Raw genomic sequence first — 16,184 nt, forward strand, 5'->3', positions numbered from 1 at the left:
TTCATTCACCTTAATCAAGAAATGCCGTTAATGGACTAGAAGCAACCGCTTGGGTATTTACGGGCGCTAAGCCATTCTCGTAAGCTAATCGGCCAGATTGCACCGCTAACTTAAAGGCGGTCGCCATTGCGATTGGATTTCTTGCAGCTGCAATCGCCGTGTTCACAAGAACTGCATCTGCTCCCATTTCCATCGCAAACGCAGCATGAGATGGCGCACCGATACCGGCATCAACCACAACAGGTACGCGAGCTTGATCAATAATAATTTCTAAAAAGTCACGACTTGCAATGCCTTTATTCGAACCAATGGGAGCACCTAAAGGCATCACTGCAGCACAACCAACTTCTTCTAATCGTTTGCACAACACCGGATCAGCATGACAATAAGGCAAGACAACAAACCCTTGCCTCACTAGCTCTTCTGCTGCTTTTAGTGTTTCAATTGGGTCTGGCATTAAGTACTTAGGGTCTGGATGAATTTCTAATTTTAGCCAGTTTGTACCCAATGCTTCACGCGCCAGTTGTGCGGCAAAGATTGCCTCACGAGCATTTTTAGCACCAGACGTATTGGGTAATAAGTGAATTCCAGCATCTACTATGGGTTTTAAAATATTGTCTGCTGGGTTATTCACATCCACACGTTTCAGCGCCATGGTCGCCAATTCAGAGCCCGACTCTATTAATGATTTTTGCATTATGTCTGAGTTGGGAAACTTTCCGGTTCCAGTAAACAAGCGAGATGAAAAAGATTTACCGGCAATGATTAATGAGCCACTCATGTTAGCCTCCTGCTATCGCTTGAAATAATGAAATACTTTCGCCATCAGAAAGACCACGGGTTTGCCACTCTGATCTTGGGATTATTTGATTGCTCATCGCTAATGCACACCCTTGAGAATCAACCTTATGCAGGGCAAGAAAAGAGTGAATGGAGTGTGTTTTCTCTACTCGATAAACCACATTATTCAGCTCTATTGTTATTAGATTACTCACAGATAAACTCTCCATTAATACATTCTTGGCTTTGCACTGTTTCACGTGAAACATGATGGTGCTGTTGGGATCGACAACAAACAGAACAAGTGTTGTCTTTAGGGATATCAATGCTAGACCATTTAAGTGATCTGCCATCAAATTGATGAATCGAACTCCACTTAACCCAACTTGGCTGAGTGAGATACTTGATGGCTTCTAACGCCTGTAGGCTGCCAATCATACCAACCACAGGACCGATAATGCCAAATGACTGACAGTTTTGCGTTTGCTGACTTTCTGTAAATGGAAACAAGCAATGGTAGCAAGCTGATGCATTTTGATTATCCTGTTGCTGATTAGAAAACAGCATCAGTTGTCCTTGCCACCCGATTGCCGCACCAGAAATAAGTGCTACTCCGTTTTTTACACAAGCAGCATTAATCTCATGACGCGTAAATAAGTTATCGCTACAGTCGAGAACGACATCGACTTGAGTCAGAAAGCGAGATAATTCAGGTTCAGTTAAATGATGATTGATAACCTCAACCGTAACGGCATTGTTTAGACCTTTTATCTGCTGCGCCATAGCAATCGCTTTGTTCTGAGCGATATTCGATTTACGATAAATAACTTGGCGCTGTAAGTTACTCAATTCAAGTTTATCGCCATCAGCGACAATCAAGGTACCTATGCCAGCAGCAGCTAAGTACATTCCAACGGCAGAGCCAAGCCCGCCACAACCAATCATCAATACTGTGCTATTTCTTAGTGCTAACTGCCCTTTTTCACCAATATCAGGCAACATGACTTGGCGGCTATAACGGAGGAAATCTTGGTCATTGAGCCCCTCCATTAGTAAATTACTCATAAGTAGCCTCGACATTTTTCTTCTCTCTTGGCTTAGCAAGAATAGCGGTAAACTGAGTTATAACTTCTTCGACATTGCTAGCCTGAGTAATCGCGCGAACTACCGCAATACTGTCTACACCGGTTTGCCACACTTGCTCTGCGACCGTAAGATCAATGCCACCAATAGCTACGGTTGGAGTATCACCTGCTAGCTGTTGGTTTTTTGCTAGGTTAACTAGGCCTTGCGGTTGTGATGGCATATCTTTGGTGGGTGTAGGAAATATATGTCCAAGCGCTAAATAACTAGGATTGAGAGCTTTCACTTTCAATAGCTCACTGTCATCATGAGTAGATAACCCCAAGCAAATGCCAGCATCTGATATTGCCTGCAGATCAGCGATTTCTATATCTTCTTGTCCAAGGTGAATTCCAAATGCCTTGTGTTTAATGGCTAGCTGCCAATAGTCATTAATAAACACTTGAGCATCATATTGACGGCCAAGTTCGATTGCGTTGATTACCTGCTCTTCTATGTCTGCTTGTTCTGGATTCTTAATTCGTAATTGAACCGTTTTCACCCCAAGGCTAAGCACGGTTTTAATCCATGACACATCATCAACCACGGGGTAAAGACCAAATTTATTTCTATCAATCGCAGGAAAAGTATACATACTCATCTCTCCTCAAACCTTCAATAAACAAGCGATGTTTCACGTGAAACACCACTTACTATTTATTACTACATCTTCAATATTGATTTAAAAGAAAGATAATGAGCTATTCCGTCTCTACCGCAGGATGATAAAGTTCAGAACCTGACGCTTTAAACTCTTCTGATTTCTGACGCATTCCTTCAAGTGGATCATCAATCATTTTGAACTCAATCGCTTGGTCTAATGCGACTTGATCGATATCTTTGGCGTACTCACGAACCTCCTGTGAAATTTTCATTGAACAGAATTTAGGTCCACACATTGAACAGAAATGAGCAACCTTGCCAGATTCTTGCGGCAGTGTTTCATCATGAAATTCACGTGCGGTGATTGGATCAAGAGAGAGATTAAATTGGTCTTCCCAGCGAAATTCAAAACGGGCTTTTGATAAGGCGTTATCACGGATTTGAGCTCCCGGATGACCTTTGGCTAAGTCCCCTGCGTGTGCTGCTAACTTATAAGTAATCAAGCCAGTCTTCACATCGTCTTTATTTGGTAAGCCTAAATGTTCTTTTGGCGTCACATAACACAACATGGCACAGCCATACCAACCAATCATGGCAGCACCAATCCCTGATGTAATATGATCATACCCCGGAGCAATATCAGTGGTTAATGGACCTAAGGTATAAAATGGCGCTTCATGGCAATGCTTCAATTGCTCGTCCATGTTCTCTTTAATCATATGCATCGGAACATGGCCTGGGCCTTCGATGATTACTTGAACATCGTAATCCCACGCAACTTTGGTTAGCTCACCTAACGTTCTTAATTCAGCAAATTGTGCTTCATCGTTAGCGTCGGCAATTGAACCCGGACGTAAGCCATCGCCCAAAGATAAGGCAACATCGTACTTAGCACAGATTTCACAGATCTCGCGAAAGTGCGTATATAAGAAGCTTTCTTGGTGATGAGCCAAACACCACTTCGCAATGATTGAGCCACCGCGCGAAACAATACCCGTCACTCGCTTTGCCGTCATTGGAACATAACGAAGCAGTAAACCGGCGTGAATCGTAAAGTAATCAACACCCTGTTCGGCTTGTTCAATTAAGGTATCTCGCATCACTTCCCAGTTTAGGTTTTCAGCAACACCATTTACTTTTTCTAACGCTTGATACATTGGAACGGTGCCAATCGGTACCGGACTATTACGTAGAATCCACTCACGAGTTTCATGAATATTTCGACCAGTAGACAAATCCATTACGGTATCGCCGCCCCAACGCGTTGACCAAACTAGTTTTTCGACTTCTTCTTCAATTGATGAACTGACAGAGGAGTTACCAATATTGGCGTTAACTTTAATTAAGAAGTTACGACCAATGATCATTGGCTCAGCTTCTGGATGGTTTATGTTTGATGGGATAATAGCGCGGCCTTCTGCCACTTCGTTACGCACAAATTCAGGAGTGATTTCTTTAGGTAAGTTAGCCCCAAAACTGTGTCCGGGGTGTTGATGATTTAACTGCTCATCTGCAAACTTTTGGCGTCCCATGTTTTCACGAATAGCAATGTATTCCATCTCAGGCGTAATTATTCCCTGACGCGCATAATGCAGTTGGGTAACACATTGACCTTGTTTAGCGCGGCGAATCGTTGGGAGGTTTCCATAACGAAGTTCGTCAAGGGTTTCATCCGCCAATCGTTCTTGAGAATAAACCGAGCTAACGCCCCCCAAAACCTCAGTATCACTGCGCTCTTCAATCCAACGCTCACGCAATTTCGGTAAACCTTGATAAACATCTATCTTATAGTTTGGGTCAGTATAAACACCAGAAGTGTCATAAACTTGAATCGGCTCATTTGGCGTTAGTGTCGGATTCTCTTTTGTCCCACCAACTAAACTGTCAGCCAAAGAAATTTCACGCATAGGTACGCGAATATCTGGACGAGAACCTTCAATATAGACTTTACTTGAATTTGGGTATGGTTGAACCGACAACGATTCAATATTGGTTTTAGCATCTAAACGTGCTTGTTTGCGACTAGACGACATAGCAAAATTCCTTGATAAAAATAGAATAATTGCTTGTCGGATTTGAGTTGTAGCAAGAGGTTCTTAGTTTGAGATACAACAGAGAATAGGCCTGCATATCTGTATGTTATGAATTACATAAATAAATTAAAGCTAAAATTAAGCTACGATTTATCATTAAATAATTCGGTTAGTGATTAACAAACTAAGATAAAAAATATCTCTTGTTCCCTTCGCAGGTATTAGCCTGATCAGGTTCTACGGATCCCGCACTGCGGTCTCAGCTCGTACTTTAAAAAGCACTAAGCACTCCGACAAGTTTCTTTCAGATCTTTGAATCAAAATCTGAACGTGTTCGGAGTATAAAGAAAGTACAGAAGAAATGAAACGAAAGAGAAAAAAGTTATCAGGTGGGTGGCTGAGTTTGTGAGTGAGCGCATATTAGGTTTAATCATATGAACCTAATATGCTTCTCCGTAAACAAAACGATGGAATTGTAGTTATCCACCATTTGAATACTCGCAATCCGTAGAAAACCCTCAATAGACACAATTAAACATGGGTTATTTGACAATAATAACATCACATGCAGTTTTATCTGCAATTTCACCGCCAAGCGTTCGCCCCCAATGTATTTTGCTTTTGTGGTAACCAATCATAACAATGTCTGCATGAATATTTTTTCCAATATCACTGATATGCTTAACGATATCACCATCAGCAATATGTATTGAACGTACCGGATGAGGTGACTTTTTTGATAATTCAGATAATTGCTCAATACGTTTAAAATCTAAGGCGTTATCACAGCAATCTAATCCTAATTCAACGTCCATATAATTGGTGTTGCCAATACCTAATTCAACAAAAACAACATCAAGTTCCGCTTCATTTTGATTGGCTAAAATAGCCGCTTTTGTCATTAACTTATGCGCTCGACTTTCATCTGGATTAATCGCCAACAAAACTGTTTGGTATAACTTCATATATTGCTCCTACAAAAAACATGGATAAAAAACTTTAGACTGCTATCTTACTATTAAAGGCAAAATTTCTAATTTAATTGAGGTACCAATGAATCAATTTATGCTACTAGGCTTCATTGCTTTAGGTGGAGCTGTTGGGGCTTGTTCTCGCTATTTAATCTCTGAACTCTGCATTGTCCTATTAGGCAAAGGATTCCCGTACGGCACCTTAACTGTCAATGTTATCGGCTCTCTTATTATGGGTATATTAATGGCTTCTCTTAGCGAGAGTATCATAGAGTCCAGCCTTTGGCGTCCAATCGTCGGCCTTGGATTTCTAGGTGCTTTAACCACTTTCTCTACCTTTTCAATGGATAATGTTATTTTGATGCAGCAAGGTGAGATCTTTAAAGCCGGTTTAAATATCCTACTAAATGTCACTCTTAGTGTTGTAGCTTGTTTTATTGGTTTCCAACTAATAAAAAGCTAACAACGCGTTACAGCCCTCCCTAGCCCAAACACAATCAAACCTCAGCATATCTGCAGAGGTTTGATTAGATATTTAAAAACGAGAAAGTAGAGCTGATCCCCAACAGCATCGGGAGTAAAGCACCTATCCTGCTATAAATTTAAAAATTAATATTCATCATAAATATCAAATCGGTGTCGATAAATATGTAAACTGGCGACTATTTTTACCAAATGAAGATTTAATTAATCTATTTATGTCCTCGGCATTAACTGAATTCGCTGTTTTTGGAATATCAAATAACGCTTCAATTCCATAGTCATGTATCGTGTAACGATTTAAGAACCATGCTTGTTGTACAGAGTTATCTTTTAATGATTCTAAATCTACTACCAACTGTTTAGCAGCAGCGTTAACCTCACTATCAGTGACCCCTTTCAATAGCTCTTCTATCACCTTGTTAACAGCAGATTCAATAAGCTCTGCATTCTTAGGGGCAACTTGTGCCCCAATAAGCCAATGAGGCTTAAATTCACTGTCTGCATTAACCATTACGGCATAGGGTGCATAGTCCAAACTTAATTCTTCACGAACATAATGCATCACCCTCTTAGATATGATTCGTTGCAACATATCTTCCATAAAAATGGATTTAGCTGATTTATTTTCGATGCTCTGCTCTGATATAAATTGAGCTAAATAATGACTGTTCTGCTCAGTATTTACCGCCATCGTCATACTTAGAACAGGATCTGACTTATACGTTAAGGCGTAATCGGTTTTATCCGCAGAACTCAATTTCATGCTTGCTATATATTGACGAAGTAACGGTTTTAACTCGGACGGTTTTAAATTAGCCACAACCACTAACTGATAATTACGGTTCTGCTGAAATAGTAAATGATGCACACGTTTAATTTGATCACTAGTCACCGTGTTTACACCATCACCATCGAGCAATTGATGACGACTGGTTGAAGGAAATGTATTTCTATTAATTGCTTTAGTAAATTGCCCAAGCGAGGTTGATATATACGCACTTCTGTTTTGCTCAAACTCCTGTTTTACTGCTTTTAATTGCTCTTCATCTACATTAATTTCAGACATGATCGTAGCCAGCACTGCAAACGTCTCTGCTAGTCCTTCTTTATCTGTTATTCCCTCAATACCATGATGTGTAAAGTTTATAAAAGGATAAAGTTCTATCCCTCTATTTCTTAAGTGGGAATCTAATTGAGAGCCAGTAAATTTACCTATACCAGTACGAGTCACGGTAGGAACAGCTATATTAGCAGCCGGTATCAATTCAGAAGGCAACGCTGCAATCCCCCCTTTACTTGCTAGTGAAAACACCACTTCATCACCAGCATCGAGTTTTCTCAAATAAAGGACATTTACTCCATTGCCTAGTGTCCAACGCGTTAAATCGAGTTCATCAGATAATTGAGTTTCAGACAGAATCGTGCCACTCGTCATTGGTATAGGAAAAGCAGCACTCACATTATTAATCAGTGGTTCATTTCCTGATTTTGCATATATTGATTTTAGTTCAGGGATACTTGATTCTATTTGAGCCATCGACTCAACCGAATCAACACCAATAGCAAATTGATACGAAGATGACAGTAATTCATCAATATGATCATTAATTGCTTTCAAATCTGTCGCTGCTAAAAATGTCTTCAAACTTGCTTCGTAATCTAAACTTGATTGACTTATTTGCTGGTTCACAATGCCGTTAACTCTGTTTTCAACATGGTCATAAGGCGTCAATTTTTCTCGGTTGGCATCAAGATTATCAAGCTGATGATGGTAAGGTTGGAGTAAATTATCTAACTCACTATATGACACGCCATGATCTCGTAGCGAAGCTAGCGTTTCTAAAAATAGTTGTTGGCTTTGGGTTCTATAATTAGCAGGAAACGAAACTGAAGAGATGAAATAACGCTGATCAGACGCATAGTAATCCGTTGAGTAAATCCATTGAACTGGCATTGCTGCGTCAAGGTATACCCCACCTAATCTTTGCTGAATAATTGAATGAGCAATTTCATCTAGCCATAACTGATGTTGTTCTTCTCTTGTATTGGTTCGAAAATCACCACGCTCAATGACTATAGCAATGCTTGGTGCCTCACCACTTGCTACTTTTCCTATAAAGTTATTTTGATTTAAAGCCTCTAACGGTTTTAAGCTAACTGTCGAAGTTCCTTTCTTCCAGCTCTCAAAATGTTCTGTGATAAGTTTTATTGCATTTTCTAAAGTAACATCACCACTAATAATAATTTCAGCTAATTGAGGTTGATACCATTGGTTATAAAATTCAGACAACCGTGCTGAAGAGGCGGATAAAACCGACTCTTTATTTCCAATAGGATCATTACTTTCATAAATCGTCCCCTCAATTACATGTTCATAAAACTGAGCAGAGATAGGCTTATCTTCTAATCTCGAATGACGAAACTCGCCAAGAATTACCTCTTTCTCCTTTTCGACTTCAGTCGAAGAGAGTTCAATACCATCAGCAATATCCCTCATCCAGGTGAATGCGTTATTGAGTTCACTATTATTTGGGAGATCTAATTTATAAACGGTTTCTTCATAAGAGGTGTAGGCGTTAATGTCTGCCCCAAAACTTAAGCCTGCATTTTCAAACAGAGAAATTACATCATTTTGAGAAAAATGTTCACTACCATTAAAAGCCATATGCTCGACAAAATGAGCATAACCTTTTTGATTATCTGTCTCTTGGAGTGAGCCAGCATGTACAATAAAACGAATGGAGACTTCTTTCTCTCGATCAGGATAAATATGATAACGGAACCCATTATCAAGCTGACCGCTGACCCAGCGAGGGTCCGATTTTAGTTCTGTAACGGATGTAGGTGCACACCCTGATATAAATAAGCAGACAATAAACGCTAACCAATAACTTTTCATCACACATCCTTGTAGTTTTGTTTATATTTTATTCGCTTCATATCTGAATATAAATTGAGCATAATTACAAGAAATAAATATAATAGATATTATTATCAATAGGTTTTCTTGTTGCTTATTTCTCTTCCAACAAAAAAAGGCACCCTTTATGAGAATGCCTTTCCAAGATGTTTTGTTACCAGTTACTGTAGCTTTTCTATTGAGTACTTTTAAAACCATTTAGCTATCGAATCAATAAATACAACTCACATTAATAAATCTACTTTAATGAGCTACCGTTAGTTTTAATTACCTCTTGGTACCAATAAAAACTCTTCTTCGGAATACGCTTTAAACTACCTTCACCCTTGTCGTTCCGATCTACGTAAATATAACCATAACGCTTATCCAGTTGAGCTTCAGAATTGCTGACTAAATCAATTGGTCCCCACGAGGTAAACCCCATTAATTCAACACCATCAAGCATCGCTTCGCGAGCCTGAACTAGGTGGTCGTTCAAGTAGGCTATTCGATAATCATCTTCAATGGTATTTTCTTCTGTGACTACATCTTTAGCGCCTAACCCATTTTCAACAATAAATAGTGGTTTCTGATAACGGTCATGCAGGACATTCAATAGCACTCGTAACCCTTTAGGATCAATTAACCACCCCCACTCACTTGCTTCTAGGTGTGGATTAGGAACACTCGCGACAATATTACCAACCTCTTTTTTCTTTGGATCGGCGCTCGCACATCCGCTGGCGTAATAACTGAATGAGATAAAATCAACACTCGCTTTTGCTAGCTCTTCAAGATCACCGTCTACAAAGTGTAAACTTATCTGATTTTCACGGAAATAACGCAACATGTAACCTGGATACTTTCCGCGAACTTGCACATCACCAAAGAAAAGCCATTGGTTATTCTCATGCATAGCAGCAAGTACATCGTCGGGATGACACGTATATGGGTAGTTAAGCGCCCCTAATAACATGTTGCCAATTTTAGAATCAGTGAGCATTTGATGACATAAGTTAACCACACGAGCACTAGCAACTAATTGATGATGAATCGCTTGATAAATACTTTGCTCATCAGCCTCATCAGGTAGCCCTACCCCGGTAAATGGGGCGTGTAGTGACATATTGATTTCATTGAATGTCAGCCATAATTTAACTTTATTCTGGTAGCGCTCAAATACGACCTTAGCGTATCGCTCAAAGAACTCGATGACCTTTCTATTACTCCAGCCGCCATAGTTTTCAACTAAAGCATAAGGCATTTCATAATGAGAAAGCGTAACAAAAGGTTCAATGTCGTACTTGGCTAACTCATCAAAGATCGCATCATAATATGCTAATCCCGCTTCATTTGGCTCGGCATCATCACCATTTGGGAAGATACGAGTCCACGCAATAGAAAGACGTAGACAGTTAAACCCCATTTCATCAAACAATTTAATGTCTTCTGGATATCGATGATAGAAATCAATAGCGAGATCTTTTATGCCATCCGTTCTTGTTTCTCTGGTTTGTGATGGACTAAGAATACCATTAGGAAGCATATCTGATGTTGATAAGCCCTTACCATCGGTTTGAAATGCACCTTCAATTTGATTCGCAGCAATCGCTCCGCCCCATAAAAAGCCTTTTTGAAATGTAGTCATGAGTTGTTCCTACTTACACTCAATAAATTAATATTATTATGAATATAGTCAATAATTGAGAATAAGTCTGAGATATCTCTCTCATCAACAATTCAAACTGTAATAATAATGGTTGCTAATATCCTTGGGGCGAGGAATACGTAGTTCTTTTCTATGCTTTAGAAACGAAAAAAACCAGCATTTCTGCTGAGGTCTTCGAATATAGCAGGGGTAGAGAGATTCGAACGCCCAACACGCGCGTTCTTATGGTGGGGGAATCCGAGGCTCTTTTCTCAAACCCCAGACAGCAAAAAGGCTCATATCTTTCGATATGAGCCTTTTCTAAATATGGCAGGGGTGGAGAGATTCGAACTCCCAACACGCGGATTTGGAATCCGCTGCTCTGCCAGTTGGAGCTACACCCCTGTTGTGCGTGCTATTGTAATGACTTATATAATAAAATCTACACTTTCCACGCTAAAAAGATGAATCTAAACTAAAATTTCTACTTCTATCGCACTATTTTACTAAAAACGAATAGAATTTAACCAAGTTTTATCTTATCAACAAACTGATCCACTCGTTGCCAGTTGGTATATTCAACTTCTTTAGTTGGATCTGTCTCTCCACCAGTCATTCTCATGATCAATTGAATCATGATTCGATCAAAAAAGTTATAGCGAGGATAGAACAAGGCACCCGCAAAGGTATCTTGCAAAGCAGGGACCCAAGGTGACTTCAATAAGAACTTTTTAAAATACACGCTCGTTTCTGGCGTATCTTTTCCTTCTTTACGAGCCGTCAAATTAACAATAAAAAAAGCAGCTTTCGTTTTCTCTAATGCTATTTGGTGCTTAGCGATAAATTGATATAACTTTTTATTCAAATGGCCATAGCGAATAGAAGCGCCAATCACAACCCGATCATAATCGGCGAATGATACCGTTAATGGTTGATGTAAATCGACTAACTCACACTGAACATCACTTCCCATTTTAGTCGCAATGTAATCCAATATCTTAATTGTTTGACCTTCACGACTTGAGTGAAGAAGTAATATTCTTTCCACAATAAACCCTTTTATCTTTGCTAAAACTAAAAACTAACTACGCCAGAACGTCGGCGTAAATAAAATAAGTAAGGTAAACACTTCCAAACGACCAAATAACATTGAAACAATCAATATCCATTTTGCAGCATCATTTACATCTCCAAAATGCACCGCCACTTCACCTAAGCCTGGACCTAAGTTATTTAATGTCGCTGCTACCGCAGAAAACGCTGTTAATTCATCAAGTCCTGTCGCTATTAATGCCAACATACAAATGACAAATACTAATGCATACGCAGAAAAGAAGCCCCATACGGCATCAACTACTCGTTGTGGTAAGGCTTTACTGCCAATCTTAATGGTAAAAATAGCCCTTGGATGAATGAGACGTTTTAGTTCACGCACCCCTTGCAGTGACAGCAATAAAATACGAATTACTTTCATGCCGCCACCGGTTGACCCTGCACAACCACCAATAAATGATGAGAACAGCAACAACACAGGCAAAAACAGGGGCCACTCAGCAAAGCTGGTTGTGGTAAAACCTGCGGTTGTTGATATTGATACCGTTTGAAACAAAGCGTGGTCAACCGCCATTCCTATCGAGTCATACGTACTGTGTTTAAGTAATAACAAGAAGGTGATAAGAAACAACAATATTTGAATAAAGATAAACGCTCGAAATTCGGGATCTTTCCAATAGTACTTAGGGTGCACGCCACCAGAAGCAAACGCGGCGAAATGCAATGAGAAATTACACGCAGAGATAAGTAAAAACACCACAGTAATGCCATTTATCAGTGGGCTATTAAAGTAACCCATACTGGCATCATGCGTAGAAAAACCACCAATCGCTATAGTAGCGAAACTATGAGAAATAGCATCAAACCAGTCCATACCTGCCGCCCAAAACGCCAAAGAACACGCAATAGTTAACGTAAGATAGATATACCAAAGTACCTTTGCTGTTTCTGCAATTCGAGGGGTCATTTTAGAATCTTTAACAGGGCCTGGAATTTCCGCTCGATACAGCTGCATACCACCGATACCTAACACGGGTAAAATGGCTACCGCTAATACGATGATACCCATACCACCAAACCATTGAAGTAATTGGCGATAGAATAAAATCGCTTTTGGCAGATGATCTAACCCTGTAAGAACCGTAGCGCCTGTTGTCGTTAACCCTGAAAATGATTCAAAAAAAGCATTGGTTACCGATACAGCAGGATCTCCTGAAAGCAAAAATGGCAATGCCCCTGCACTGCCGATTACCATCCAGAAAAGAACGACGATGAGAAAACCATCGCGAGATTTTAATTCTTGTTTATGTTGGCGGTTAGGAAACCAAAGCGCACCACCTCCTGCCAATAATAAGAAGAAGGTAATAACAAATGGCACACCCGCACCATCACGATAAATGAATGCGACGAAGGCTGGAGCCAACATAAAAAAGCTAAACACCGCAAGTAAAATACCCACGATTCGAATAATTGAACGAAACTGCATGATTTATTGGACGCTTTGCGTCATTCTCATCCTAAAAAATTGATGTTATATGAATTTCATTCTTGCGATGGAAACTCTATTTTTGCGCCACTTTTATTAATCACTGCGGTTTTAAACTCACGAATAATGCGCTTTTCTAACTCGACAGTCATGATAACTTTATTACTATAATCCGCCATTACTTGTTGCCCTTCAAATTGAAGTAACAAGGTTTCGACCAGACTCACTAAGTTATAATCACAGTGTAAAACCAGCGTCTCTGTAATTCGTTTCTCTTCTGTTTCAATGAGCTTTAATGCTTGTTGAACACCGCCACCATAAGCTTTAACTAATCCGCCTGTTCCTAATTTAATCCCACCAGAATAACGAGTGACTACAGCGGTAATTTCACCAATGCCACTTCCGCTCAATTGAGCAAGAATGGGTTTTCCAGCAGTACCTGAAGGTTCGCCATCATCACTAAAGCCCCATTTCATTGAATCTTCAGGTCGGCCAGCAACAAACCCCCAGCAATTATGCCGAGCATCAGCGTGCTTTGCTTTTATTTCAGCAACAAACGCCTTGGCCTCATCAATTGAAGCGGTTCTAGCAAGGTAGGTAATAAAGACACTTTTTTTGATCTCTTCTTCAAATACCGCCATCGCTTTTGGCACTTGATATGGCTGATCATTCATAGACTACACTGATAGTAAAAACGGAACCTTAAAGTGTATCACTTCTCATGACATTTACGCTTTTTAAGCTGATATTTATTCGCTAATCGAAGAAAGTAAATTTGTGATCAACCAAGACAAACGTAAATAAATTGTTAAATTTAATTTGAAATCTGTTTAAATTAACACCATTATTAACTGGTCAAACCAGATTATCATAATAACGAATACTCTTATCTGGTTATCATTTCATGGAGATAGAAAATGATTTATCAAGGTGAAAACCTCTCTGTAGACTACATCGAACCTGGCGTTGCTCACCTCGTATTTAATGCGACTGGCAGCGTAAACAAGCTCAACCTTGCAACCCTACACTCGCTGGGTGAAGCCATTGATGCACTCTACCAACAAAAGGACTTACAAGCACTCTTACTTTCATCTGGTAAAAGTGCCTTTATCGTTGGTGCAGACATCACTGAATTTCTTGGTCTGTTCGATACTCCTCCAGAAGAGCTCAGTGAATGGCTACATCAAGCCAATATCATCTTTAATAAGCTAGAAGACCTTCCGGTTCCTACCTTAACAGCCATCACAGGGTTTGCACTTGGTGGCGGTTGCGAATGTGTCTTAGCGACTGATTTCCGTTTAGCTGATGAGACCGCTTCTATCGGGTTACCAGAAACTCAATTAGGTATCATGCCGGGCTGGGGAGGCTCAGTTCGTCTTCCTCGCTTGATTGGTGCAGACCCTGCAATGGAAGTGATTACCACAGGTAAACCTAAACGAGCAAAAGAGGCCTTAACACTAGGAATGGTTGATGGTGTTGTTTCACGTGAAACCTTGATAGATGCGTCAGTCTCTATGCTAAAACAAGCGATTGATGGTCAACTCAATTGGCAACAACGCCGTGAACAAAAGAAAGCGCCATTACAACTCTCGCCTCTAGAAGCTGCCATGTCATTTAATGTCGCTAAAGGCATGATAATGAAAATGGCAGGCAAACATTACCCAGCACCAATAACGGCGGTTAAATCGATTGAACAAAGTGCAGGAATGAGCCGTGATGAAGCGCTCGCAATTGAGAATAAACACTTTGTTGCCCTAACCCGTACCGAAGTGGCTAAGTCGTTAGTTGGTATTTTCTTAAACGACCAACTAGTGAAAAGCAAAGCAAAACAAGCAGTGAAAAACAGTGAACCTGTCGCAAATGCAGCCGTGCTTGGCGCGGGCATCATGGGTGGCGGCATCGCTTATCAGTCAGCATCTAAAGGCGTACCAGTCTTAATGAAAGACATTGCTCAAGCATCATTAGATCTTGGGATGAATGAAGCCTCTAAACTGCTTAATAAACAGTTAGAGCGCGGGCGCTTATCTGGATTAAAAATGGCGCAAGTACTTTCATCCATTACACCATCTTTAAATTATGGTGGTATTGATAGCAAAGACGTCATTGTTGAAGCGGTCGTTGAAAACCCAAAAATTAAAGCCGCTGTTTTAGCAGAAGTAGAAAATGAAGTTAACGAAAACGCGATCTTAGCGTCGAATACTTCAACCATCCCCATTTCGTTATTAGCAAAATCACTCAAGCGTCCTGAAAATTTCTGTGGCATGCACTTCTTCAACCCTGTTCATCGTATGCCATTGGTTGAAGTTATCCGTGGTGAGAAAACCTCACAACAAACCATTGATCGCGTTGTTGCTTACGCCTCTCAAATGGGTAAGACCCCAATTGTTGTGAATGACTGCCCTGGCTTCTTTGTAAACCGTGTCCTTTTCCCCTATTTTGCAGGCTTTAGCTTATTGCTGCGTGATGGTGGTGATTATCAACAAATCGATAAAGTGATGGAAAAAGAGTTTGGTTGGCCAATGGGACCAGCTTACTTACTTGATGTGGTAGGTATTGATACCGCTCACCATGCACAAGCTGTCATGGCTCAGGGGTTCCCAGAACGTATGGCAAAAGACGGTCGTGATGTGATTGATGCGATGTTTGAAGCTAATCGCTATGGCCAGAAAAATGGCACTGGGTTTTATGCTTATACGGTAGATAGAAAGGGTAAACCGAAGAAAAATGTGGATGATGGCACCGGTGCGATCATTGCAACGGTAACCAACACAACTCAACCTTATACCTCAGAGCAAATTAGTGCTCGTATGATGATACCTATGATTAACGAAGTGATCCGATGCTTGGACGAAGGCATTATTGCTTCTCCTGCAGAAGCCGACATGGCGTTAGTGTATGGTTTAGGTTTCCCTCCATTTAAAGGCGGTGTTTTCCGCTACCTTGATGCGATTGGATTACCTACTTACCTAGAGATGGCGAAAGAGTTTGAGCAATTGGGTGCAGTTTACCAAGTACCTGAAAGTATCAAGCAGAAAGCGGCGGCAGGCGAATGTTATTACCCAGCCCCTAAAGCACCCTCTGTATCGGCATCACTCTAAGGAAGGAT

At 40.4% G+C, this 16,184-nt stretch carries 12 protein-coding genes, 1 tRNA gene, 1 pseudogene and 1 riboswitch; of the genes and pseudogenes, 2 read left to right on the forward strand and 12 right to left on the reverse strand.

The features are described 5' to 3' along the window. Positions 1–10: 10 nt before the first annotated feature. The 6 genes and pseudogenes from F8B77_RS08275 to F8B77_RS08300 form a co-directional block, all read right to left on the reverse strand. Positions 11–781 carry a thiazole synthase gene (locus F8B77_RS08275; protein ID WP_151654962.1) on the reverse strand — a complete coding sequence of 257 codons (771 nt, stop codon included), beginning with the start codon at positions 779–781 and terminating at the stop codon, positions 11–13. A 1-nt stretch (position 782) separates the two neighbouring features. After that, the gene (thiS, locus tag F8B77_RS08280; protein ID WP_151654963.1) at positions 783–995 is read right to left on the reverse strand and encodes a sulfur carrier protein ThiS; all 213 of its coding nucleotides are present in this window, start codon (positions 993–995) and stop codon (positions 783–785) included. Continuing rightward, positions 988–1,845 (reverse strand): HesA/MoeB/ThiF family protein, encoded by an 858-nt coding sequence (locus F8B77_RS08285; RefSeq protein WP_151654964.1) that lies wholly within the window; start codon positions 1,843–1,845, stop codon positions 988–990. Before F8B77_RS08285 ends, thiS begins: the two co-directional genes overlap by 8 nt. Next, positions 1,838–2,491, reverse strand: a pseudogene (gene thiE, locus F8B77_RS08290) (thiamine phosphate synthase); the annotation flags it as partial. The pseudogene thiE and the gene F8B77_RS08285, both read right to left, overlap by 8 nt. Before the next feature lie 112 nt (positions 2,492–2,603). Beyond that, on the reverse strand, positions 2,604–4,538 hold the full coding sequence (gene thiC / locus F8B77_RS08295; protein WP_151654966.1) for a phosphomethylpyrimidine synthase ThiC: 1,935 nt from the start codon (positions 4,536–4,538) through the stop codon (positions 2,604–2,606). 190 nt (positions 4,539–4,728) lie between these two features. Next, a riboswitch (TPP riboswitch) is annotated at positions 4,729–4,841 on the reverse strand. Positions 4,842–5,080: 239 nt separating this feature from the next. After that, positions 5,081–5,503: a universal stress protein gene (locus F8B77_RS08300; protein WP_151654967.1), complete on the reverse strand. Its 423-nt coding sequence runs from the start codon at positions 5,501–5,503 to the stop codon at positions 5,081–5,083. An 88-nt stretch (positions 5,504–5,591) separates the two neighbouring features. Between F8B77_RS08300 and crcB the strand changes: the two genes are divergently transcribed. Next, positions 5,592–5,972 (forward strand): fluoride efflux transporter CrcB, encoded by a 381-nt coding sequence (gene crcB, locus F8B77_RS08305; protein ID WP_151654968.1) that lies wholly within the window; start codon positions 5,592–5,594, stop codon positions 5,970–5,972. A gap of 165 nt (positions 5,973–6,137) precedes the next feature. On the opposite strand, the gene F8B77_RS08310 is transcribed toward crcB, so the two are convergent. The 6 genes from F8B77_RS08310 to F8B77_RS08335 form a co-directional block, all read right to left on the reverse strand. Next, positions 6,138–8,891 (reverse strand): M16 family metallopeptidase, encoded by a 2,754-nt coding sequence (locus tag F8B77_RS08310; protein WP_151654969.1) that lies wholly within the window; start codon positions 8,889–8,891, stop codon positions 6,138–6,140. A gap of 259 nt (positions 8,892–9,150) precedes the next feature. Further along, the gene (locus F8B77_RS08315) at positions 9,151–10,539 is read right to left on the reverse strand and encodes a glycoside hydrolase family 1 protein (RefSeq protein WP_151654970.1); all 1,389 of its coding nucleotides are present in this window, start codon (positions 10,537–10,539) and stop codon (positions 9,151–9,153) included. Between the two features lie 328 nt (positions 10,540–10,867). After that, positions 10,868–10,944 (reverse strand) — tRNA-Trp (locus F8B77_RS08320). Between the two features lie 118 nt (positions 10,945–11,062). Continuing rightward, positions 11,063–11,587 carry a menaquinone-dependent protoporphyrinogen IX dehydrogenase gene (gene hemG / locus F8B77_RS08325; protein WP_151654971.1) on the reverse strand — a complete coding sequence of 175 codons (525 nt, stop codon included), beginning with the start codon at positions 11,585–11,587 and terminating at the stop codon, positions 11,063–11,065. Positions 11,588–11,620: 33 nt separating this feature from the next. After that, entirely contained in the window at positions 11,621–13,078 is a 1,458-nt protein-coding gene (locus F8B77_RS08330; protein WP_151654972.1) for a TrkH family potassium uptake protein, read from the reverse strand. A gap of 56 nt (positions 13,079–13,134) precedes the next feature. Continuing rightward, positions 13,135–13,752, reverse strand: coding sequence for a YigZ family protein (locus F8B77_RS08335; protein ID WP_151654973.1), 618 nt, complete (start codon positions 13,750–13,752; stop codon positions 13,135–13,137). Between the two features lie 243 nt (positions 13,753–13,995). On the opposite strand from F8B77_RS08335, the gene fadB reads away from it, so the two are divergent. After that, complete coding sequence (gene fadB / locus F8B77_RS08340; RefSeq protein ID WP_151654974.1) at positions 13,996–16,176, forward strand: fatty acid oxidation complex subunit alpha FadB; 2,181 nt, start codon at positions 13,996–13,998, stop codon at positions 16,174–16,176. The last annotated feature ends 8 nt before the right edge of the window (positions 16,177–16,184 follow it).

Source organism: Aliivibrio finisterrensis (assembly GCF_008933155.1).
GTDB lineage: Bacteria > Pseudomonadota > Gammaproteobacteria > Enterobacterales > Vibrionaceae > Aliivibrio > Aliivibrio finisterrensis.